Below are 21169 nucleotides of genomic sequence, written 5' to 3'. Positions count from 1 at the left end.
GGTCCGTATATCAACCTGCAATTCCGGGCTCGAAGGGAATGCTCTGCACCACCTCCAGTTCATACCCGGCCAGCCCCGCATATTTCAGTGGCGGGCCCAAATGACGCAGTTTGCCCACGCCCAGGTCCTGCAGAATCTGCGCCCCGGTGCCTACCTCGGAGTACACCTTCGACTGCCCGCGCTGGTAAGGCCGCACCGGCTGGGTCAGCTGCGGCACGCGCTCCAGCAGTGCCTGCGAGGATTCATGGTTGGCGAGGATCACCACCACGCCGGCGCCTTCCTCGGCCACCCTCTGCAACGCTGCCCATAGCGTCCAGTTGGCCGGGCCTGCGTATTCGGCGCCGACCAGATCGCGCAGCGGGTCGATCACGTGCACCCGCACCAGGGTAGGCTGCTCGCGGCGGATGTCGCCCATGACCATGGCCATGTGCACACCACCTTCGATGCGGTCTTCGTAGGTGACCAGGCGGAAGGTGCCATGCACGGTCGGCAGTTCGCGTTCGCCGATGCGCTTGATGGTCTGCTCGGTGCTCAGGCGATAGTGGATGAGGTCGGCGATGGTGCCGATCTTGATGCCATGCCGGGTAGCGAACACTTCCAGGTCCGGGCGGCGGGCCATGGTGCCGTCGTCGTTGAGCACTTCGACGATCACCGAGGCCGGGGCGAATCCGGCCAGGCGGGCCAGGTCGCAACCGGCTTCAGTGTGCCCGGCGCGGGTCAGCACGCCGCCTTCGCGGGCGCGCAGGGGGAAAATGTGGCCGGGTTGCACCAGGTCTTCGGGGCGAGCATCGGGGGCCATGGCCGCCGCTACGGTACGCGCCCGGTCGGCAGCGGAAATACCGGTGGTAACGCCCGTGGCCGCCTCGATCGACACGGTGAAGGCGGTACTGAACACGCTGCCGTTGGCCGGTACCATCTGCTCCAGGCCCAGGCGTTGGCAATGTTCGTCGGTCAGGGTCAGGCAGATCAAGCCGCGCGCTTCGCGGGCCATGAAGTTGATGGCCTGGGCGTCGCAACGCTCGGCGGCGATCAGCAGGTCGCCTTCGTTTTCCCGGTCCTCGTCATCCACCAGCAGGACCATCTTGCCTTGCCGGTAGTCCTCGAGAAGTTCTTCGATGGTGTTGAAAGCCATGTTGCACGCTCACTGTGGCGGGGTGATTATTATGGTATACCATCATACACAGATATCGTCGTAACAGGAGAGCAGTGCATGAAGGCTTACTGGATCGCCCACGTAGACGTGACCGACCCCGAGCAGTACCAGCAGTACACCCAGCGCGCCCCGGCTGCCTTCAAGGCCTTCGGCGGCCGTTTCCTGGCCCGCGGCGGGCGTAGCGAGGCGATGGAAGGACGGCCTACCCCTCAGCGTAGCGTGGTGATCGAGTTCGAATCGTACGAGCAGGCGCTGGCGTGTTACCGGTCTGCGCTGTACCAGGAGGCTTGCAGTCATCGTCAGGGAGTGGCGAAGGCTGAGGTGATCATTGTCGAAGGGTTCGAGCCCTGAATTCGGGCAGATGGCCCTATCGCCGGCAAGCCAGCTCCCACTGGTACTGCACAGCTTCCGAGGTCTGTGCAGTACCAGTGGGAGCTGGCTTGCCGGCGATAGGGCCATGACTGTCAAAGCAGAAACTCAAGGCATACCTGGCAATTCATGCGGTCGCAGGTCAAACACCAGCACCTCGGCCTCCACCCCGTTGCCCAGCTCCAGCAGCTGTTCCTGCCTTACCCGCACCCCATCCCCTTCATTCAGCCGTTGCCCATTGAGCTCGACACTGCCCCGGGCCACATGCACATAGGCATGGCGGTTTTCCGGCAGGGTCAGGCTGGCGCGTTCATCACCGTCGAACAGGCCGGCATATACCCGCGCGTTCTGCCGTACCTGCAATGATCCTTCGGCGCCATCCGGCGAGATGATCAGGCGCAGCTTGCCGCGCTTTTCCTCGGCACCGAAATGCTGTTGCTGGTAACGCGGCGTGGCGCCTTGCACGTCCGGCACGATCCAGATCTGCAAAAAATGCACCGGCTGCACCTGGCTGTGGTTGAACTCACTATGTGCGACGCCATGGCCGGCGCTCATCAGTTGCACGTCGCCGGGGCGGATCACCGAGCCGGTACCCAGCGTGTCCTTGTGCTCCAGCGCGCCTTCCAGCACGTAGGAGAAAATCTCCATGTCGCGGTGCGGGTGCTGGCCGAAGCCCTTGCCAGGGATGACGCGGTCGTCGTTGATCACCAGCAGGTCGGAGAAACCTTGCTCGTCCGGGTTGCGGTAGTGGCCGAAGGAGAAGGTGTGGAAGGATTTCAGCCAGCCATGGAAGGCCAGGCCGCGGTCTTGGGCGTTACGGACGGTGAGCATGGTGAATCTCCTTGAATGCCGGGGCCGTTAGGGCTGCCGTGCTGTCTATGGAGATAATTTTACTGTCATCAAAAACTTTAAAAAACAATGTCTGACTGGAAAGACTGTCTCTAGATAAGTGACAGTAGATCGGGTGTTTGTAGGGCAATTCTGAATTCTCCGCCGCTCGGTCTCTGTCCGTTTTACCGGTGATAGCGTCGGGGTTTTCATACAGGGAGTTGCTCATGACACGTATATCGATAAATGGCAAAGGACAGGCATTCGACGGCGACCTCACTACCACGGGGGCGGTCTGCATAGCCAGCAATACCCACTACCGGGGGAACAACCAGCGTGCACTGCGCCTAGGCGATGCCACGACAGAGTGCCCGGCATGCAAGAAGCCCGGCGTAATTGTTGAAGGACAGCCTTTCTTCAAAATCGAAGGCAAACCAGCCGTGGTAGATGGGGCTATGGTCAAGTGTGGCTGTCCAGAGGGCAGTAACCGTGTCGTGGCCATGGGAGGACCTGGCTTAGCGGCAAGCCCCTCGGCGGCACAGCAGGTAAGCCAGGCGGCAACATCAGGTCAAGCCGGTTCAATTTCACCCATCAGAACTTCACTAGCAGGAAATAAGCCGCAGCCTGTGATCTGCAAAGATCCTGACATGATGGAGCAGGTGGCCAGATACATCGCCGAGGAAATGAACCGCAACATCAAACACCCATCCGTGCTGAAAATGCAGAAGCTGACCAGCTTTGACGCGGTAGAGGAACATGCAAAATTTAAAAAGCTCCCTTGGTATGCAAGTCTTTTACCGCCTGACTTTCAAGCAATGATGGTGGGTAATACTGCTGCTGCGATGGCGCTTTGGGCAGAGCGGGTTGGTCAGAACAGACCATGGGACCATAAGAAGGTCATCAGGCAACAATTCGGTGGGACTTGGCACAAACAAGGTGAAGTTGACTACTACTACGACATATGGTCGAACATCCACTACGGCTACGTAGGGCGGGCTGGTGGTCTGTCTGAAAGCGCTCTTCTGGACGGTGCCGGGCTTGAGCAGATTGCATCAGACACCATTCGGAAGATTGATGATTGGGATGAACAAGATGGGCCTCGTCGCTACGCAGACATCGACGGGATGCGTGCTTGGGATGATATAGGCGATCGTGTCTCAATCAGTATTGGTATCAAACTGCACAAGCAGCAACCAGACGGTGGGATTACGGCAAAGGTGCTTATGGATGAGGTACTAGCAGTGTCATTGTCAAGCTGGGGAGGTAGCGTACGTGACCATCTCTGCTAATAAACCGAAACGGCATTGCTGGCGCTGGGTGGTCGCGATTATGTTCAGCCCAATCGTCTTTTGGTATGTTGCCATACCGCGCGTGAGTTTTCATTTTTCTGACAAGGGGCAGGGGCGTCTTGGCTATATCTTGAACGTTCAAGATAACATTGCAAAAGGCGAGATTTACCCAGGTGAAACCACCGGCGGTGCCGGGCATATCTTCCCGAACGACCAGTTTTTCATGCAGCTTGATTGGAACAACCGTGGAAAGTGGCACTGCATTCGGGTCAAACCCAAGTGGCCGAGGGTCCATATCTACATCGGGGCGGACGGTGCCATCGATAGCCGTACCGATGGCAGATTCATAGAAGCCTGCGGGCCATTTCCGCAATAGCAGCAAAAGACCCGCCTAGGCGGGTCTTCTACTCATTGGCTTACTGGAGATGCACTTTAAGTTCGGTGCCCGCCTGACGCATTGCCGCTTTTACAGCCGGCACCTGGCTCAACGGGTTGAGCAGCCCATAGTCATGAATCATCCCGTTGTACCGCACCGAGGTAACCGTCACGCCAGCAGCATCAAGCTTGCGGGCATACGCTTCACCCTCATCCCGCAGTACATCGAACTCCGCCGTCTGCACCAGCGCCGGCGGCAAGCCTTTCAGCTGTTCAGTGCTGGCGCGCAGCGGCGAGGCGTAGATCTGTGCACGGGCACTGGTATCAGTGGTGTAGTTGTCCCAGAACCACTTCATCATCCCGGTGGTCAGGAAGTGCCCCTCGGCAAACTGTTTGTACGACGCAGTCTCGAAGCTGGCATCGGTCACCGGCCACAGCAGCAGCTGGAAGCGCAGGGCCGGGGTGCCGGCCTCTTTGGCTTTCAAGGCCACTACTGCCGCCATGTTGCCGCCGACACTGTTGCCGGCCACGGCCAGGCGCTTGCCGTCCACGCCAATTTCCTTGCCATGTTCGGCCACCCAGCGGGTGGCGGCGTAGGCCTGGTTGATCGCTGTCGGGTAGTGCGCTTCCGGCGACGGGGTGTAGTCGACATAGACGGCCACTGCGCCAGAGCCAACCACCAGGTCGCGGATCAGCCGCTGGTGGGTCGGGAAGTCGCCGAGCACCCAGCCGCCACCGTGGAAGAACATGAACACCGGCAGGTCACCCTGCGCGTTGGCCGGGCGCACTATTTGCAGTTTGATCGATTCGCCATTGGCCTGGATGGTGCGTGCCTTTACCTCGATACCGGAGAGGTCGACCTTGACCGAAGCCTGGGCGCCGGTCAGTACTGCGCGGGCATCTTCCGGGCTGAGTTGTTCCAGTGGCTTGCCGCCGCCTTGCTCCAGGGCTTCGAGGAAGGCCTGGGTATGTTGCTCGACACCTGGGCTACCTGCGGCGAAGGCGCTGGAAACAGACAGGGCCAGAAGGGAAGCGGTAAGGGTTTTGTGGACAATGTTCATGAGCGAATCCTTTTCCATGCAAGTGTTGGTAATGGGCGTCTTGCCTGGCCTGCTGGGCCATCGCTGCGACTTGTGCGTAGATTAGGGAGATGCATCGGCGGGAAAAAGCCGCTATAAAGCGTTTGACTGTCACTTTGAGCAAGACAATGAACCCTTACGAAGACATGCGTATCTTTGCCCAGGTGATGGAGGCCGGCAGTTTCACTGCCGCTGCCGACCGCCTGGGCATGTCCAAGCAATCGGTCAGCCGGCGCCTGATGCAGCTCGAGGAGCGCCTGGGTGTGCGCCTGCTCAATCGCTCCACCCGGCGCCTGGACGCCACGCCGCTGGGCCAGCACTACTACCAGTCGGCGCTGCGCCTGCTCGGCGAAGTGCAGCAGGTGGAGCACGACATCAGCGGCCAGGCTCAGGCCTTGCGCGGCACCTTGCGCCTGAGTGCGCCGCTGTCGTTCGCCATGGCGCACCTGGGCTGCCTGCTGACCGAGTTTCTGCAGTTGCACCCGCAGGTGGATGTGGAGGTGGACTTGAGCGACCGCGCCGTGGACTTGATCGGCGAGGGCTATGACCTGGCGCTAAGGATTGGTGCGCTGGAGGATTCCAGCCTGATTGCGCGGCGCATTGCCAGTGTCGAGCGGGTGTATTGCGCGAGCCCGGTGTATCTGCAAGCGCGGGGCGTGCCGGCCAGGCCGGAGCAGTTGGCCGGGCATGACTGCCTGCCCTATGGGCATTCACGGCAGGTACAGTGGCAGTTCAGTCAGGGCGGCAAGGCCCAGGCGCTCCAGGTGACCGGGCGCATGCGCGCGAACAATGGCGAGCTGCTAAGGGATGCAGCGATTGCCGGGATGGGGGTGACTTATCTGCCAACCTTCATCGTAGGGCAGGCGCTGGCGGATGGGCGGCTGGTGACAGTGCTGGACGAGTGGCGGCCGCCGGCGCTGCAGCTGTCGGCGGTGTACCCGCAGCACCGGCAGGTGGCGCGGCCGGTACAGGGGTTTGTGAACTTCCTGCGCGAGCGGTTGGCTCAGCTCTGAGCTTCGGTACAGGCTATGCTTGCACCATGAGCACACCACTCCCTTTGCGCCAACCTTGCCCTCCTGGCGCCTGCGACTGTGGCCGCGAACACCTGGCCGACCACCCGCAGGCAGCCCGGCGCATCCTCCTGCTGACCCGCCAGGAAGAAAAGCGCCTGCTCGAACGCCTGGAAAACCTCAAGGACCTGGAAGACCTGCAGCGCCTGCAGCAACGGATGTACGAAAACCTGGGTATCCGCGTGCATATCGCCCCTGGCTTCAATGAAGTACGGACCATGCGCGGCATCGTCATCGAACTGGACGACCAGCCCGGGCTGTGTCGCAAGACCCGGCAGTCGATCCCGGCGGCGATCCGTCGCGGGCTGGAGCGCAACCCGCAGGTGGCTTTCCGGTTGCTCGATACCCATGACCTGTTGCGGGATACCTGAATACCTGCCCGGCGCGCTCCTGCACGGGCCGCGTCAGCCCCACTAATTTTTTCGCCGCACGCTACGTCTACCTTGAATCCATCACTCAAGGAGACAGGCAATGACTTCCGTTTTCGACCGCGACGATATCCAGTTCCAGGTAGTGGTCAACCATGAAGAGCAATACTCGATCTGGCCCGATTACAAAGCCATCCCCAACGGCTGGCGTGCCGTAGGCAAGAGCGGCCTGAAGAAGGAATGCCTGGCCTACATCGACGAGGTCTGGACCGACATGCGCCCGCTGAGCCTGCGCCAGAAAATGGCCGAAGCCGCCGCCCAGTGACTGCGTTGAACCTGCTGTGCCTGCCCTATTCCGGGGCCAGTGCCATGGTCTATAGCCGCTGGCGGCGCAAGCTGCCAGCGTGGCTTCAGATACGCCCGGTGGAACTGCCCGGGCGTGGTGCGCGCATGGCCGAGCCATTGCACACCGACATGCAGGCCCTGGCCCGGCAACTGGCCACCGAACAGCGCCTGGCGGCCAGCACCCCCTACGCGCTGCTCGGCCATAGCCTGGGCGCATTGCTGGCCTTCGAGCTGGCCCACGAGCTGCAAGCGCTGGGCTGCCCGCCACCACTGTCCCTGTTCGCCTGCGGCACCGCAGCGCCAACCCGCCGTGAGGACTACGATGGCAAGAACTGGCGCGAGCCCAAGAGCGACGCCGAGTTGATCGGCGAGTTGCGCGAGCTGCAGGGCACCCCCGAGGAAGTGCTGGCCAACGCCGAGCTGATGAGCCTGACCTTGCCTACCCTGCGCGCCGACTTCCTGCTCTGTGGCACCTACGCCTACCGCCAGCGGCCGGCGTTGCAGTGCCCGCTGCACGTGTTGGGCGGTATGCAGGACCGCGCCAGCGACGAGCAACTGCAAGCCTGGCGCAAGGAAACCCACGGGGCATTCTCGCTGCAGATGTTTCCCGGCGGCCACTTCTTCATCCACGAGCATGAGGACCGGGTGCTCGCTGCGCTGACCGCGTCGCTGCAACCGCTTCGGCTGTCCGCCTGATTGACGTCACCGCTTGCCTGGTGGAGGCTAGGCCTTTTTCCAGGCAAGAGGCAGACAATGCTGATCGATCCCCACAAGGCCACGCTGTTGGTCGTCGACATCCAGGAAAAACTCATCGGCGCCATGAGCGACCCTGAAGGCACCCGTGCGCGGGCCCGCTGGTTGCTGGCGGCGACGAACGAGCTGGAACTGCCGACGGTAATTTCCGAGCAGTACCCCAAAGGCCTGGGCCATACCCTGGCCGAGCTGCTGGCCGCAGCGCCGGCCGCCGAGGTGGTGGAGAAAAGCCATTTTTCCTGCGTGGCGGCCGAGTGCCTGCCAGCGCGTTTGATGGCGCGTGAGCAAGTGATTGTCTGTGGCATGGAAACCCATGTCTGTGTGCTGCAGACCGTGCTCGGCCTGCTGGCGCTGGGCAAGCAGGTGTTCGTGGTCGAGGATGCATGCGACAGCCGAACCCCGGCGAGCAAGGCCGCAGGGCTGGCGCGCATGCGGGCCGCGGGGGCGCAGGTGGTAACCCGCGAAATGGTCTTGTTCGAGCTCATGGGCAGTGCCGGCCACCCGCTGTTCCGGCACATCAGCAAGACCTACCTGGTCGGTGAACAGCCCTGAACGGCCGGTTACTGGCTGCCGGGTTGATGGCTCTGGCGCTGCTGCAAGGCTGCGCCGGGCGTCGCGAGGAAGCACCCGAGACGGACCCGGCCAAGGTCCGCGCCCAACTGCTGCGGCTGTTACCCGCCCAGGCCAAGGACCGCGAGGGCTGGGCCCGGGACATTCAGGTGGCGTTCGAGGCCCAGCGTATTGCCCCCGGCAAGAGCAACCTGTGCGCGGTGCTGGCAGTGACCGAGCAGGAATCGACCTTCAATGCGGACCCGCAGGTGCCTAACCTGGGGCGTATCGCCCGGGAGGAAATCGACCGCCGCGCCGCGCGCCTGCACATCCCCAAGCTGCTGGTTGATGGTGCTCTGAAGACGCCGTCGGGTAATGGCAAGAGCTACCAGCAGCGCTTGCAGGCGGTGCGCAGCGAGAAGCAGTTGAGCGAGCTGTACGACGAAGTCATCGCTCGCGTGCCGCTGGGCAAAACCTTGCTGGGCGGGCTGAACCCGGTGCATACCGGCGGGCCGATGCAGGTCAGCATCGACTTTGCCGAAAAGCATGCGCGGGATTATCCCTACAGCCACGATGGCAGTATTCGCCAGGAAGTGTTCACCCGGCGCGGCGGCATGTATTTCGGTATCGCCCACTTGCTAGGCTATTCGACCAACTACGATCGCCAGCTGTACCGCTTTGCCGATTTCAACGCGGGCTGGTACGCCAGCCGCAATGCGGCATTCCAGGCGGCGCTGAGCAAGGTCACGGGGGTGACACTTGCGCTGGATGGCGACCTGGTGGCGCCGGGGTCGATCATGCCCGGGGCAACTGAAAAGGCGGCACGCAAACTGGGAACGAAGCTGGGCCTGCGCAACCCGCAGATCCGCAGCCAGCTGGAGGAGGGTGACAGCTTGGCCTTCGAGGACAGCAAGCTGTACAGCGGGGTGTTCGCCCTGGCCGATGCCGCGGCCGGCAAGCCGGTGCCACGGGCGGTGCTGCCGGGAATCCAGCTGAAAAGCCCCAAGATCACCCGCAAGCTGACCACGGCGTGGTTTGCCGGGCGGGTGGATGAGCGTTATCAGCGGTGCATGAAGCGCTAGCGGTCCATTGCTTGCACCGGCCTCTTCGCGGGCTTGCCCGCTCCCACAGAACTGCACATAACTCATTGAATTAGCAGGGACCCTGTGGGAGCGGCTTTAGCCGCGAACACCGGCGCAGCCGGTGCCATGCACCGCGTTGGATTCTTCGCGGCTAAAGCCGCTCCCACAGGGGTACGAGGATCGCTTGCGAATTCAGTTATCAGCGCGACAGCGTAGCCCAAAGGAGGTACCTCACTGTTCTCTGGCCCTGTGCTATCCCTGTGGGAGCGGGCAAGCCCGCGAAGAGGTCGGCACAGCCAACATCAGCTTTCGCCCAGAGCGGCAACCACCTGATCCACACTGGCCTTCAACCCCGCAAACGCATCCTCAGGGTCACTCTCCACCACCACCAGCTTGGCCCCGGACGCCTTGATCACCTCGGCCACAGCTGCCTCCGGCTGCCGGTGGTCCAGCACCAGCGCCACATCCTGCGCTTGCAGGTTATCCCCCAGCGCCTTCAGCGCAGCCGCATCCCACTCGGCCGGCAACGGTTGCTCGACCACGTCCAGGTTCAACCCACTGGCCAGATAACCCAGCCGCTCCGACAGGCTCACCACCGTCAGGTTGTCGACCTTTGCCAATCGTGTCTGGCTGCTGGCCGAAAGCTCCAGCAACTGGCGCTTTAGCCCCGCCAGGTTGCCCTGGATCTTCGCCTTGTCGTCCGGCGCCAGGCGCTCCAGGTCATTGGCTACCACGTCGGCCATGCGCCCGAAGTTGGTCGGGTTGAGCCAGGGGTAGGCGTCGTAGGCCTCGTCGCCGTTCAGCGCAATACCCGGCAGTGCGCCATCCACCGGCCGTGCGGCGTCGATCTCGACGATCCGGATATTGCTGTGCCGGGCCATCGGGTACAGCGGGTCGTCACGCCAGATCGAGCGCACGCCGATCACCGCGTCGGCCTGCAGCGCGGCCTTGCTCAGGCTGGCGCCACCCCGCCCACTGAAATAGGACGGCTGGCGGCTGGCCGGCAGGTTGGCGGGCGCTGCACGGGTGAGCTGTACCGCGGTGCCCTCGAGCAGCGCACTGGCCAGGCTGTGGGTGACGGGCAGGGTGGTCAGCACTTGTGTGGCGAAAGACAGCGACGGCAGGCCGGCCAGGGCCACCACCAGGGTAAGGCGTTTCAGGTTCATGCCGGGTTTCCTTGCAGGCGGGGAACGAGGGCACGGGCTAGTGCCGCCAGGGCGAAGCAGATGCCGGCCACCAGAATGATCGCCGCGCCGGATGGCACCGGCAGGTCGAAAACGATCGGCAGCAGGATGCCGAGCAGCGTGCTCAGCGTGGCGATCAGCACCGACAGAAAGAAAAACCCCTTCAGCGACTGGCTGACCAGGCGTGCGGCGGCAGCGGGAATCACCAGTAGCGCCCCGACCAGGATCGCCCCGATCACCTTCACCGAGGCCACGGTCACCAGGGTCACCAGCACCACGAACAGGTAGTCCAGGGTTTTAACGGCCACCCCGCGCACGGCCGCCAGTTGCGGGTTGAAGCTGGCCAGCATGATGCGGTTGTACAGCGGTACGGCCAGCGCCAGCACCAGTACCGCGACGATGCCCAGTACCATCAGGTCCTGGCCGCTCACGGTCAGCACCGAGCCGAACAGCACGTTCTCGAGGATGTGCACGTTGATCTTGCCGGCCAGCATCAGCAGTAGGCTGGCGCCCAGCGCCAGCGACACCGACAGGAACACACCGATCAGCGTGTCCGGCGACAGCCCGGTGCGGTTGCGCAGGAAGTTGAGCAAGATGCCGAACAGCAGGCAGTAGCCGAACAGGCTGCCGTAGGGGCCGGTGTAGGGCTCGCCCAGCAGGATACCGATGGCCACGCCGGTCAGCGCGGCATGCCCGACCGCCTCGGAAAAGAAGGCGAAGCGCTTGACCACCACGAGGGTACCCAGGCCGCCGAGTACCGGGCCGATCATCAAACCGGCCAGCAAAGCGTTGACCACGAAGCCGTAACCCAGGGCCTCGGGCAGGTAGCCGGCAGAGGCCCAGTCCTGGACCGTTTGCCGAAAGATTTCAAAACTCATCAGGCAAGGCTCTCGTTACGCGGGTGAACGGAAAACAGGCCGAGCAGGCGCTGCGGGGTAAGGGCCTGCGCGGGCGGGGCGTCGAACAGCACCTGGCGGCTCAGGCCGGTAACCCTGTCGGCCAGGCGCATCACGGCCGCCAGGTCGTGTTCGATCCACAGCACGGTGGTGCCGGCCTGGCGCCAGCCCTGCAGCAGTTGTTCGAACACCTGGATGCCGGCTTCGTCCAGGGCCGACATCGGTTCGTCCAGCACCAGCAGTTGCGGCTCGGGGATCAGGCCCTGAGCCAGCAGCACCCGTTGGCGTTCGCCACCGGACAGCGCGCCCATGCGCCGTTTGCGCTTGTCGAGCATGCCGACCCGCGCCAGCGCCGCGTCGATGGCAGGCTGCACGCGGCGCGACAGGCCAAGAAAGGCGGGGCGGCGCTGGCACATGGCAGCCATGAAGTCGTCCACGGTCATCGGCAGGCCACGGTCGAACTCCAGCGCCTGCGGCACATAGCCGATCACTTCGCGTTCGCCGGGCCAGTGCAGGGCCAGCTGGCCCTGGTGCGGCATCTGCCCGAGCAGGGTCTTGATCAGCGAACTCTTGCCGCCGCCGTTGGGGCCGACGATGGCATGCACGCTGCCGGCGGCGACGTTGAAGCTGACCTGTTCGAGGATGCGGGTGCGGCCCAGGGTCAGGTCGATGTCGGCGAACTCGATGCGTGGCCCGCAGGCTGTCACCAGGTTGGCGGCGGCGGTCATGCGCGGTTCTCCTGGATGGCGCGGACCACGGTGTCAAGGTTGCGCTTCATCTCCACTTCGTACTTGTCCTTGGTGTATTCGCCGTAGGAAATGTGCGTAAGCGGGTACAGGCGCACGCCGGATTCACGCTGGATGGTTTCGACATAGGCCGACGGGAAGTCCATTTCCGAGAAGATCACCCGCACGTCCAGCGCCTTGAGCTGGTCGATGGTCTTCTTCAGCTGGGCCGGGCTGGGTTCGATACCATGGGCTGGCTCGACCACCGCGGTCACCTCCAGGCCGAAGTCGCGTACCAGATAGTCGTAGGCGGCATGGATGGTGGCGACCCGGAAAGTGGCGCTGGGCGCTTCGGTGACCTTGGCCAGTGCGTCGGCACGCAGGGTGCGCAGGCGCTTGGCATAGGCGCGGGCGTTTTGCGTGTACAGCCTGGCGTTGTCCGGGTCGAGCTTGCCCAGCTCGCGGGCGATATTGTTGACCTGGGCAATGGTGGTGCTGATCGACAGGAAGGTGTGCGGGTTGACCACCTTGCCGGCGCCACGGGCGGCAATGCCGGTGGCCGCCAGCAACGGTACGTTCTGGTTGGCCTCGATGGTGTTGATGCCGGGTTTTTCGCTGGCGGCGATCATGCGGTCGGCGAAATCGTCATGGCCGACGCCGTTGAGTACCACCACGTCCAGGGTGCCGATGCGCTTGATGTCCTCGGCCCGTGGCTCGTAGGCGTGAGGGTTGAACCCTGCCGGAATCAGCGGCACCACTTCGGCCTTGTCGCCGACGATGTTGCTCACGTAGCTGTAGTACGGGTGCAGGGTAATGCCGATACGCAGGGGCTTGCCGTTATCGGCCATGGCCAGTGCCGGCAGGGCAAGGGCCAGGAGCAGGGTGAGGGCGGAGCGGAGCATGGGGGATTCCTTGGCTTCAGTGACGGTGTTCGCGGGTGACCCCGGCGTCGTAATGGCTGACCACCTGCTGCCAGCCGGCGGCGATCAGGGCGGCCTGGCCAAGGTCGTCCGGGGGCACGGCGGCGCTGTCGCGGCGCAGCCAGACATCGGCCTGGCCGGTGCTGTCGGCCGGCAGGATCAGCAGCAGGCTGCCGGCCACTGCCGGGGCCTGGCTGCGGCCGAGGTAGGCCCCGGGTTCCAGCCACGACCATTGGTGGCTGCCGCGGCTCTGGCTGCCGGCATCGTCCACGAACGGCGGCAGGCCTTCCTCGGCCAGTGCCTGCACGCTTGGCACGGCGGCGTTTTCCTCATGCAGCAACTGGATTTCGTCGAAGGCCACCCGCAGGTCGGTGTACAGGCCTTGCTCGGCGGCGGTGAGGTCGCGACGGGCATCGATCTGGTGGCTGGCGATGGTCTGTTCATCCTTGCGTTCGCCGCGCAGCAGCACCACGCTGCTGGCGAGCACCACAATCAGCAGGCTGACCAGCAGCACGTAGAGGGTTTCGTGCCCGGCACCGGCCGGGCGAATCACTTGGGCGCGGCTCATGGCTGGGCGATATCGGCGTAGTCGACTTCCACCACGTGCCCGGGGCCGGCATCGAACAGCACATAGAATTCGCCGTCCGGTCGCTTGAAGGTCAGGGTCGAGTCAGCTCCGAGCTTGCCGCCGACCAGCACCTGTTCGTCGTAGCCGATCACATCGAGGGTTACCCCGGGGGCACCGCTGCCGTCCGAGAAGCCACCGGTGCACCTGACCTGGCCACCAGGCAATTCTTCGCATTCGCACATCGGGTTGTGCGCCAGGGCCGGGCCGGCGACCAGCACCAGTAAGGGCAGGGCGAAGGTGCGCATCAGGTGTTTCATTTCTTGCCTCCTTGTTTCTCGAGCCAGGCCACGGTGGCTGGCGATGCCTTGGCCAGGGGGACCAACGCCTGGTGCATGCTGCCGTCCCAGCCTTCCAGGGTGATCCAGACTTGCGCGTCTGGCCTGGTGCGTGGCGGGATCGGCAACGAAGTGCCCATGTTGTACGGCGCACCGAAGAAAATCGTGCCGGCGGCGCGCAGGCTGCGCGGTTTGCCGATGCGCAGGTAGGCCGCCTTGACGCCGTTGACGCAGGCCTTGCACAGCGATGCATTGAAAACCTTGAAATGGCCGGCCGGGCCGTCGGCGCGGGGGGGCTCGTCACGCATTTCGGCCAGGTCCAGGGTGTAGGGGCCGACCTGGATGTCGTTGATCACGTTGGCGCCAAGCCCCGCTTCGCCGCGAAACAGCCTGGCGTCGGCGAAGTACTTGGGCATGAAGCCCAGCGGGATGAGGATCAGCAGGATGTTCAGGTGAAAACGCCACTTCAGCCATCGTTGCTTGAGCGGGCTGGCGGGCACGGCTTGGACCTGGCTCATGGGCGGATCTCCACGGGGGTTTCATTGCGCGTCCTGCGCGGCGCACGCTCACTGCGCTTGAGGGCGGCGGCGGTGGCCTGGGCGGTGCGTTTGGTCCAGATCAGCAAGCCGCTGAACACCATCAGGGTGAGGACCAGGCCGAAGAAGAACCACACCAGCTTGATCGGCAGGCCGCCGAAATCGCCGGTGTGCAGCGGGCGCATGGACTCGGTGACGAACTCCAGGGCGGAGCGGTCGCTGATCAGGAACTGGCTGTCGACGTTACGCGTGTACGGGTTCACCGAGGCGCTCTGGAACATCAGCGGGTACCAGCCTGGCCCCGCCAGGGTGATATGGCTGTAGGCGGTGGCTGGCAGCGAGATGAAGTTGATCTCCAGCCCCGGGACCGCCAGGCCGGCGATGCGGGCTGCTTCATCCAGGTCGATGCGTGCTGCCGGGCTGCCATTCGGGGTTTGCGGTACATCCTCACGGGCGATCACAGGCACGATGGGCCGGCTGGAAATGGTGATGTGGTTGTCCGCCAGGATCGCCTGGATCAGGAACCAGGTGCCGGTGATGGAAATGACTGCAATGAACCAGATCGACCAGACCCCGGCCAGGCGGTGCAGGTCGCCCCAGAAAATCCGCGAACCGTGGCCGGTGCGCACCGGCTTGAAAAAGCCCTTCCAGAACTTCTTGTACACCACCAGGCCGGTGACCAGCGAAGCCAGCATGGGCAGGCCGAGCAGCGAGACCAGGTACCAGCCCCAGCTGAAACCATTGGTGAACGGCACCAGCCACCAGCCATGCAGGGCGCGGGTGAAGGCTTCGAAGTTGAAGTCCGGGGTCTTGCCCTGGATGGCCCCGGTGTAGGGGTTTACATACAGCGTCGGGCTGGTGCCGTCAGGCAGGGTGACATTGGCTTTGACTGCGAAGTGCGAACCGTCGGGCTGGTTGAGCCGCTCCACCACCATGTCCGGCTCGGCTTTGTGCAGGGCGTCCAGTACCTGCTGGAAGCTCAGGCGTTCGGCGTCGGCGTCGGGCTTGTTGGCGCGCACGGCCGGGTCGGCCAGCCAGACGATTTCCTGGCTGACCACGGCGAGCATGCCGGTGAAGCAGACGATCAGGACAAAGAACCAGATCGGCAAGGCGAGCCAGCTGTGGACCAGGAACCACAGCCTGGATTTGGATTTTTTCGGTGATTTGGCCATCTGACGGTCTTCTGCATTGGGGTGTCGAGCGTGTGCCCAGCCAAAGAGGGGCTGTATTGATAAGGACGAATGAGAATCAAAAACCTGCCGTTTTAAATGCAAGCAAATGTTTCAGGGTGCAGAGCTGGCACGAACCTGCAGGAGCAGCCTTGTGCTGCGAAGAGGCCAGTACAGGCAACACAGGTGCGTTGTCAGTACTGGCCTCTTCGCAGCACAAGGCTGCTCCTACAGGTCCTGTTACATGCCTTGAGGGCGAGGGATCAGGCGCGGGTCAGGGCTACCGCCGGTTGCGGCTTGCCGTGCAGCTGGGCGAGGTCCTGGTACAGCGCGCGGCCAATTTCCGCGGCGCGTGCCGGTAGCACCGAGAGCAGGGTGTCGCTCAGGCCGTGGCTGTTTTCGCAGAAACCCTGCAGGTACACCGAGGCCTGCAGATCGGGGCTGGCCAGCATGCGGTAGTTGCGGTCGACGCTGAAATCGTCCAGGTAGCCGGCCAGGGGGGCCAGCAAGTCGCGGTGCGAGCGACGTTCGTAGCCGGTGGCGAGGATCACTGCGTCGTAGCGATGGGTTTGCTGCTGGCCGGTTGCAAGGTCGCAAAGGGTCAGCTCCAGGCCTTCGCGAGTGGCCACCACGGCTTCTACCTGGCGCCGGCACAATACGTTGTGACGGTACTGGTGGGCGACCTTCTGCCGGTAGAGGATGCCGTAAATGCGTTCGATCAGGTTGAGGTCGACTACCGAATAGTTGGTGTTGTGGTATTCGCCCAGCAGCTTGCTGCGCTGGTCGGCCGGTTCGTTGTAGACCAGGTCGGTGTAGTCCGGTGAGAAGATCTCGTTGACGAACGGGCTGTCGTCGGCAGGCTTGAGGGCCGAACCGCGCAAAATCATGTCGACCTTGACCGACGGGTAGCTGTCGTTGAGGTCGATGAACGCCTCGGCGGCGCTCTGGCCCGAACCGATCACGGCAATGCGCATCGGCTTGCCGGCGGTGCACGGCAGCTTGTTCAGGCTGCTCAGGTACTGGGAGTGGTGGAATACCCGCGGGTCGTCCTTGAAGGCGCCGAACTTTTCCGGGATTTTCGGCGTGCCGCCGGTGCCGACCACCACCGAGCGGGTGCGGCGGCTGTATTCGCGGCCTTGGGCATCGCGCGAGACCAGGCGCAGGTGCTCGACCCGCCCCGCCTGCACCTCCGGCTCGATGCGCAGTACCTCCTCCCCGTATGCCGCCTGGGTGGCAAAATGCTCGGCGGCCCAGCGCAGGTAGTCATTGTACTCGAGGCGGCAGGGGTAGAAGGTGCCGAGGTTGATGAAGTCGGCCAGGCGCTGCTTCTGGTGCAGGTAGTTGACGAAGCTGTAAGGGCTGGTGGGGTTGCGCAGCGACACCAGGTCCTTGAGGAACGAGATCTGCAGCTCGCTTTGGGTGGCCAGGGTTTCGCCGTGCCAGCGGTAGTCCTGCTGCTTGTCGATGAACAGCGCGTCGAGGGCGTGGCCCTGGGACTCGGCAAGTTCTTCCAGGGCAATGGCCAGGGCCAGGTTGGAAGGGCCGAAGCCCACGCCGATCAGATCTTTGATGGTTTCCCGCTGTGAGGGCTGGCTCATGGCTGCGATTCCCTGAATGGTCGAATTTGGACGCCCGCCGGGGCTCCGGCTCCTGCGCTAGTACATGAGTGGGAACGAGCCAGCCGAGGGGGAATTTAAGCGGGCTAAAGAACTGCGTGTGGCGGCCGATAGGGGGGACGATAAGGACTCAACTTTCTGACAGGGAATCGATATGACCGGAATTACGGCAAGCAACCTGATGATCAATGGCGTTTCAGCGCAGACGCTGAGCGCGAACGCAGCCAGCGAACGCGCACAGGCAAACCAGGCCGGTGAGGCACTGGGCCCATTGCGTATCGGCAGTGACGTCATGAAGGCCTCAGCGGGTAGCCAGGCGCAATCCACCGACAGTGGAGACAGTGGCGGGTCGGCGGTGACCGAGCTGCGTCAACTGATCAAGAACCTGCAGAAGCAACTGGCGGAGGAGCAGAAGCAGTTGGCCGTGTTGCAGAACAGCAAGATGGACGAGGCTGCCAAGGCAGCTGCGGTGGGTGCCAAGCAGGCGAGCATCGCCACCATCAACGGGCAGATCCTGGCGGCCACGGCACAGTTGCTGGAGCTGTTGCAGCAAGAGGGCGGCAGCAGTGCGGGCGGGATGGTCAGCGCCACGGCCTGACGAACCTGGGGCTGCTGTGCAGCCCATCGCCGGCAAGCCGGCTCCCACATGTACCGCGCAGGGCAGTTGCTCTCGCATGCCTGGTGCTGTCACTGTGGCTTGCCGGCGATAGGGCCGGTGCGGGCCCCATCATTCCGGCTCCGGTTACTCGGCCGCCAGGCGCCCTTTGTTCTGCCGCTCGGCCTTGTACTGCATGGCCACCGCCGGCGCCGGCTTGGCGGCACCGGTTTCCAGCCACTGGCGCATGCGGCTGGCATCGGCGAAGTGGGTGTACTTGCCAAAGGCATCTAGGATCACCATGGCCACCGGGCGATTGTCCATGCGGGTCAGCAGCACCAGGCAGTGACCGGCTTCATTGGTGAAGCCGGTCTTGGTCAGCTTGATGTCCCAGTTGCTCTTGTTCACCAGGTGGTCGGTGTTGCGGAAGCCCAGGGTGTAGTTGGGCTTGCGGAAGGCCACGGTCTTCTCGCGAGTGGTCGACAGTTCACTCAGCATCGGGTACTTGCGCGAGGCCATCAGCAGCTTGGCCAAATCGCGGGCGCTGGACACGTTCTGCGTCGACAGGCCAGTCGGCTCGACGTAGCGGGTGTGCGCCATGCCCAGGCTGCGGGCCTTGGCATTCATGGCCTTGATGAACGCCGGGTAGCCGCCGGGGTAATGGTTGGCCAAGGTGTTGGCCGCACGGTTTTCCGATGACATCAGGGTAATCAGCAAGGTTTCGCGGCGGTCGAGCTGGCTGCCCAGGCGCACGCGCGAATACACGCCTTTCATTTCCGGGTTGTTGGCAATGGTCATGGTGAGCATCTCATCCATGGGCTGTTTGGCGTCCAGCACTACCATCGCCGTCATCAGTTTGGTCACCGAGGCAATCGGTACCACGCGGTCGGCGTGGCTCGAATACAGCTCCTGGTTGGTGTTCAGGTCGATCAGCAAGGCGCTGCCCGAGGCGAGATGTAGCTTGGACGGGTCACGTTGAACCTGGGCCGGGGGTTGTGCAGCAGCGGTCGACGGAAGGGTCGCAGTACCTGTGAGCAACAGCAGCAGGCTGAGGATGGACAGGGATGTTTTCACGTTGAGGCTCACTAAAAGTTGGTATGTCGTTGGCTGTGCAAGGGTTTTCCCCCAAAAACCGCTGCATTCTGGAGTATGGCTGATTGGCTGTCGAATGCCTTATGACTAAAGGGCACAACGTGAACGAAATTTAATCCTGTACCCATTCTGTGCCAATCATCACTCTGCCGAAGCCGACAGAACAACCTCGAAGGTCGTCCCTTGCTCTTCGGTCGACACCACGTCAATTCTGCCGCCGTGCTTCCCAACGATCTCCGATGCGATGAACAGGCCAAGGCCGAGCCCCGCTGCAGAGCCCCGCTCTCCGGAAGAATAGCTCGAGTATCTGCCTTCCGGCTTGAAGATGAAGGGCATCACTTCGGGTGGAATCGGTTCTCCGGAATTCTGTACGCTGACCCGTGGAACACCCTCCACCCTGGCCAGCGTGACCTTGACCGGTGCCGTCGCATCTCCATGGCGCAGGGCATTGCCAATCAGGTTGGAGAACACCTGAGCGATGCGGTCAGGGTCGAATTGACCGGTGATCTGCGCCTGCTCGTCGAGGATGATCCGTGCATGCGGGAATGCCGTGCGTAGTTCGTCAATGACAGCCCGGCAGATTGGATTCAAGTCCACCTTGCGCAAGCCTACTGGAATACCAGTCCCCAGATTGCAGCGGGCCAGATCCAGCAGATCGTTGATCATGGAGTTTGCCCGCTGTGCGCTGGTACAAACCTGGATTGCCAGTACCTTTCCCTTTTCATCCAGCCCCGCCTGCCGCTGGATCAGCCCGCCAGCCATCAGTATCGCGCCCAAGGGTGAACGCAGATCATGACCGAGCACGGCAAGCACCATTTGCCGGGTCGACTCGACTGCTGTTCCATAGGCAGCGATCGACTCTACGAGCGCCTGGTCAATCGCTTCATTGAACCGGATCATGTCCTGGACATGATCCGCCTCTGTGAACGATTCCTGGGTAAGCCAGAGTGACAGAACGCTTGCGCGCAAAGCCCGGTATTCGGACACCATCTGGTCCATCGAGAACCCGGCTACCAAACGCGCGACCGCGTGGGTCTGCGCTGCTGTTTCGCTGGAAGCCCTGGGGCCTCTCCCTTGGGCCTTCTCGGACTGCTGTTGCCTGCTCTGCGGCCTTCTCATGTCTGCGGCCACGGTGCGCAGCATTTTCTCGGCATGGTCGCGCAAGCCGGTCGAGTCCTGTTTCGGCAGCTCTGTTTCAACCGAGCGGGCGTAGTTTTCCCAAGCCTGCAGAATCGCTTCCATACCGTTATCAATGAAATCGGACAGTCTCATGGCGTCTGACCCTGATCGGAAAAAAAGACATCCGGATAGATTAGTCCATCCCGGAAACAGGTCGTTCAAGCGCCAGCCACCCATGGCCACCTGGAGCGATCCCGATGCAACCTGCGCCGTGATACAGGGCATCGGGATGCGTGCCGGTTGCCTGGGGTCAGGCATGGATCAGCGAGAGGTCGCTGATGATGCAGATCGAGCCGTCATCGACGGGCGTCGTATCGGTGTAGTCCACCTGGTTGTAGACCCCGCCGTGGAACTCGAACAGCCGTGAAGCCCAGCTGCTGTCGAACTGCAGGTCGCCGGACGAACCGGTCACCCCGTTGCACCTGGCCGTCACGTTGACCACGCCTGCCGAGGTGGCGTGGATGCTGACCTCGAACTTCGCCCCCAGTGGAACCCCCTTGAGCACCGTCGAATTCACAGGATCTACCTGGTTGTAGGTCTGCCGAAACCCAAGGGTGATGTCGCCCTTTTTCCAGAACACCTTCACGGGCGGGCTGTCGTCTGCGTAAACGTGCATTTGCGCGATGACCACCTTTTGCGCCCAGTTCACCTTGGTCAGCGTCATTTCCTGGCGATTCCAGTGATCCTGAGCGCTGGCCAGCGTCCAGTATTGCGGCTCCGACCACTCGCAGCGGGTCCTGCGGGTGCTTTTGCTCGAAGCGCCTTTGGTGGGGGCGAACAACTGGACCGAACCATCGCTGAGCACTGTCACGTAGTCCGGGTATTGGGCAATGGCTTCGGCGCCTGTGAGTTCAGTCGCTACAGCGTTGACTGACGATACGGCTACCGGAACGGCGATTGTGAGGTTGCTGATATCTACGCTCATGGGGAACTCCTGAATATGATGATGGTGTGCCTGCAGCAGCGCGGAGGCAGCTGCTGGATTTAAATTAGCTTTGCGCTAAATCATCGTCAATAGCCAGAAGCTAAATTTATTTCGCCAGGCGGCAAATTACCTGTTGGCGAAATTTTTTGCAGCGGGGCTTTACGCTTGA

Annotated in this window: 25 protein-coding genes; 10 read left to right on the top strand and 15 right to left on the bottom strand. The window is 62.9% G+C overall.

Translation table 11 applies throughout. The features are described 5' to 3' along the window. Positions 1-10: 10 nt before the first annotated feature. Complete coding sequence (ribBA, locus tag CAF70_RS09850; RefSeq protein ID WP_085624467.1) at positions 11-1132, bottom strand: bifunctional 3,4-dihydroxy-2-butanone-4-phosphate synthase/GTP cyclohydrolase II; 1122 nt, start codon at positions 1130-1132, stop codon at positions 11-13. A gap of 78 nt (positions 1133-1210) precedes the next feature. Between ribBA and CAF70_RS09845 the strand changes: the two genes are divergently transcribed. Continuing rightward, positions 1211-1504 carry a DUF1330 domain-containing protein gene (locus CAF70_RS09845; protein ID WP_085624465.1) on the top strand — a complete coding sequence of 98 codons (294 nt, stop codon included), beginning with the start codon at positions 1211-1213 and terminating at the stop codon, positions 1502-1504. 126 nt (positions 1505-1630) lie between these two features. Here CAF70_RS09845 and CAF70_RS09840 read toward each other — a convergent pair whose 3' ends face one another. After that, positions 1631-2353, bottom strand: a complete 723-nt coding sequence (locus tag CAF70_RS09840; RefSeq protein ID WP_085624463.1) for a pirin family protein — start codon at positions 2351-2353, stop codon at positions 1631-1633. A gap of 224 nt (positions 2354-2577) precedes the next feature. Between CAF70_RS09840 and CAF70_RS09835 the strand changes: the two genes are divergently transcribed. Then, the gene (locus CAF70_RS09835; protein WP_085624461.1) at positions 2578-3639 is read left to right on the top strand and encodes a polymorphic toxin type 44 domain-containing protein; all 1062 of its coding nucleotides are present in this window, start codon (positions 2578-2580) and stop codon (positions 3637-3639) included. Continuing rightward, positions 3623-4015 (top strand): hypothetical protein, encoded by a 393-nt coding sequence (locus tag CAF70_RS09830; protein ID WP_256573281.1) that lies wholly within the window; start codon positions 3623-3625, stop codon positions 4013-4015. The genes CAF70_RS09835 and CAF70_RS09830 overlap by 17 nt, the downstream gene beginning before the upstream one ends. A gap of 40 nt (positions 4016-4055) precedes the next feature. Here the strand turns inward: CAF70_RS09830 and CAF70_RS09825 are convergent, their stop codons facing one another. Then, positions 4056-5075 carry an alpha/beta hydrolase gene (locus CAF70_RS09825; protein ID WP_085624459.1) on the bottom strand — a complete coding sequence of 340 codons (1020 nt, stop codon included), beginning with the start codon at positions 5073-5075 and terminating at the stop codon, positions 4056-4058. A 146-nt stretch (positions 5076-5221) separates the two neighbouring features. Here CAF70_RS09825 and CAF70_RS09820 point away from each other — a divergent pair, with 146 nt between their 5' ends. The 6 genes from CAF70_RS09820 to CAF70_RS09795 all read left to right on the top strand — a co-directional run bounded on the left by CAF70_RS09820 (position 5222) and on the right by CAF70_RS09795 (position 9260). Then, a complete protein-coding gene (locus CAF70_RS09820) occupies positions 5222-6106 on the top strand; it encodes a LysR family transcriptional regulator (RefSeq protein WP_085624457.1) in 885 nt (294 codons plus the stop codon). Positions 6107-6132: 26 nt separating this feature from the next. Continuing rightward, positions 6133-6534, top strand: coding sequence for a hypothetical protein (locus CAF70_RS09815; protein WP_085624455.1), 402 nt, complete (start codon positions 6133-6135; stop codon positions 6532-6534). Positions 6535-6634: 100 nt separating this feature from the next. Continuing rightward, on the top strand, positions 6635-6856 hold the full coding sequence (locus tag CAF70_RS09810) for an MbtH family protein (protein ID WP_016711157.1): 222 nt from the start codon (positions 6635-6637) through the stop codon (positions 6854-6856). After that, on the top strand, positions 6853-7572 hold the full coding sequence (locus CAF70_RS09805; protein ID WP_085624453.1) for a thioesterase II family protein: 720 nt from the start codon (positions 6853-6855) through the stop codon (positions 7570-7572). The genes CAF70_RS09810 and CAF70_RS09805 overlap by 4 nt, the downstream gene beginning before the upstream one ends. Before the next feature lie 57 nt (positions 7573-7629). Continuing rightward, positions 7630-8181 (top strand): hydrolase, encoded by a 552-nt coding sequence (locus CAF70_RS09800; RefSeq protein ID WP_085624450.1) that lies wholly within the window; start codon positions 7630-7632, stop codon positions 8179-8181. Between the two features lie 26 nt (positions 8182-8207). Further along, a complete protein-coding gene (locus CAF70_RS09795) occupies positions 8208-9260 on the top strand; it encodes a DUF1615 domain-containing protein (RefSeq protein ID WP_085624448.1) in 1053 nt (350 codons plus the stop codon). A 302-nt stretch (positions 9261-9562) separates the two neighbouring features. Here CAF70_RS09795 and CAF70_RS09790 read toward each other — a convergent pair whose 3' ends face one another. The 9 genes from CAF70_RS09790 to CAF70_RS09750 form a co-directional block, all read right to left on the bottom strand. Continuing rightward, positions 9563-10426 carry a metal ABC transporter solute-binding protein, Zn/Mn family gene (locus tag CAF70_RS09790; protein ID WP_085624446.1) on the bottom strand — a complete coding sequence of 288 codons (864 nt, stop codon included), beginning with the start codon at positions 10424-10426 and terminating at the stop codon, positions 9563-9565. After that, the gene (locus CAF70_RS09785; protein ID WP_085624444.1) at positions 10423-11322 is read right to left on the bottom strand and encodes a metal ABC transporter permease; all 900 of its coding nucleotides are present in this window, start codon (positions 11320-11322) and stop codon (positions 10423-10425) included. Before CAF70_RS09785 ends, CAF70_RS09790 begins: the two co-directional genes overlap by 4 nt. Next, complete coding sequence (locus CAF70_RS09780) at positions 11322-12068, bottom strand: metal ABC transporter ATP-binding protein (RefSeq protein WP_085624442.1); 747 nt, start codon at positions 12066-12068, stop codon at positions 11322-11324. The genes CAF70_RS09785 and CAF70_RS09780 overlap by 1 nt, the downstream gene beginning before the upstream one ends. Then, positions 12065-12967 carry a metal ABC transporter substrate-binding protein gene (locus CAF70_RS09775; RefSeq protein ID WP_085624440.1) on the bottom strand — a complete coding sequence of 301 codons (903 nt, stop codon included), beginning with the start codon at positions 12965-12967 and terminating at the stop codon, positions 12065-12067. The genes CAF70_RS09780 and CAF70_RS09775 overlap by 4 nt, the downstream gene beginning before the upstream one ends. A gap of 16 nt (positions 12968-12983) precedes the next feature. Then, a complete protein-coding gene (locus tag CAF70_RS09770) occupies positions 12984-13553 on the bottom strand; it encodes a DUF6162 family protein (RefSeq protein ID WP_085624438.1) in 570 nt (189 codons plus the stop codon). Continuing rightward, on the bottom strand, positions 13550-13870 hold the full coding sequence (locus tag CAF70_RS09765) for a hypothetical protein (protein ID WP_085624436.1): 321 nt from the start codon (positions 13868-13870) through the stop codon (positions 13550-13552). Before CAF70_RS09765 ends, CAF70_RS09770 begins: the two co-directional genes overlap by 4 nt. Continuing rightward, the gene (locus CAF70_RS09760) at positions 13867-14406 is read right to left on the bottom strand and encodes a thiamine pyrophosphate-binding protein (protein WP_085624434.1); all 540 of its coding nucleotides are present in this window, start codon (positions 14404-14406) and stop codon (positions 13867-13869) included. The genes CAF70_RS09765 and CAF70_RS09760 overlap by 4 nt, the downstream gene beginning before the upstream one ends. Further along, positions 14403-15596 (bottom strand): PepSY domain-containing protein, encoded by a 1194-nt coding sequence (locus CAF70_RS09755; RefSeq protein ID WP_085624432.1) that lies wholly within the window; start codon positions 15594-15596, stop codon positions 14403-14405. The genes CAF70_RS09760 and CAF70_RS09755 overlap by 4 nt, the downstream gene beginning before the upstream one ends. A gap of 260 nt (positions 15597-15856) precedes the next feature. Next, complete coding sequence (locus CAF70_RS09750; protein ID WP_085624430.1) at positions 15857-17191, bottom strand: lysine N(6)-hydroxylase/L-ornithine N(5)-oxygenase family protein; 1335 nt, start codon at positions 17189-17191, stop codon at positions 15857-15859. 172 nt (positions 17192-17363) lie between these two features. Between CAF70_RS09750 and CAF70_RS09745 the strand changes: the two genes are divergently transcribed. After that, positions 17364-17807 (top strand): hypothetical protein, encoded by a 444-nt coding sequence (locus CAF70_RS09745; protein WP_085624428.1) that lies wholly within the window; start codon positions 17364-17366, stop codon positions 17805-17807. A gap of 144 nt (positions 17808-17951) precedes the next feature. Here the strand turns inward: CAF70_RS09745 and pbpG are convergent, their stop codons facing one another. From pbpG to CAF70_RS09730, 3 genes are all read right to left on the bottom strand, one after another. Then, positions 17952-18878 carry a D-alanyl-D-alanine endopeptidase gene (gene pbpG, locus CAF70_RS09740; protein ID WP_063915020.1) on the bottom strand — a complete coding sequence of 309 codons (927 nt, stop codon included), beginning with the start codon at positions 18876-18878 and terminating at the stop codon, positions 17952-17954. A gap of 159 nt (positions 18879-19037) precedes the next feature. Next, positions 19038-20168, bottom strand: a complete 1131-nt coding sequence (locus CAF70_RS09735; RefSeq protein WP_085624426.1) for a sensor histidine kinase KdpD — start codon at positions 20166-20168, stop codon at positions 19038-19040. Positions 20169-20325: 157 nt separating this feature from the next. Further along, positions 20326-21000, bottom strand: coding sequence for a polysaccharide lyase family 7 protein (locus CAF70_RS09730; protein WP_085624424.1), 675 nt, complete (start codon positions 20998-21000; stop codon positions 20326-20328). Positions 21001-21169: the final 169 nt, after the last annotated feature.

Source organism: Pseudomonas sp. B19(2017), from assembly GCF_002113165.1.
Taxonomy (GTDB): Bacteria; Pseudomonadota; Gammaproteobacteria; order Pseudomonadales; family Pseudomonadaceae; genus Aquipseudomonas.
Note: the sequence above shows the minus strand (reverse complement) of the source record. Positions and strands in the feature narration are given on the sequence as shown.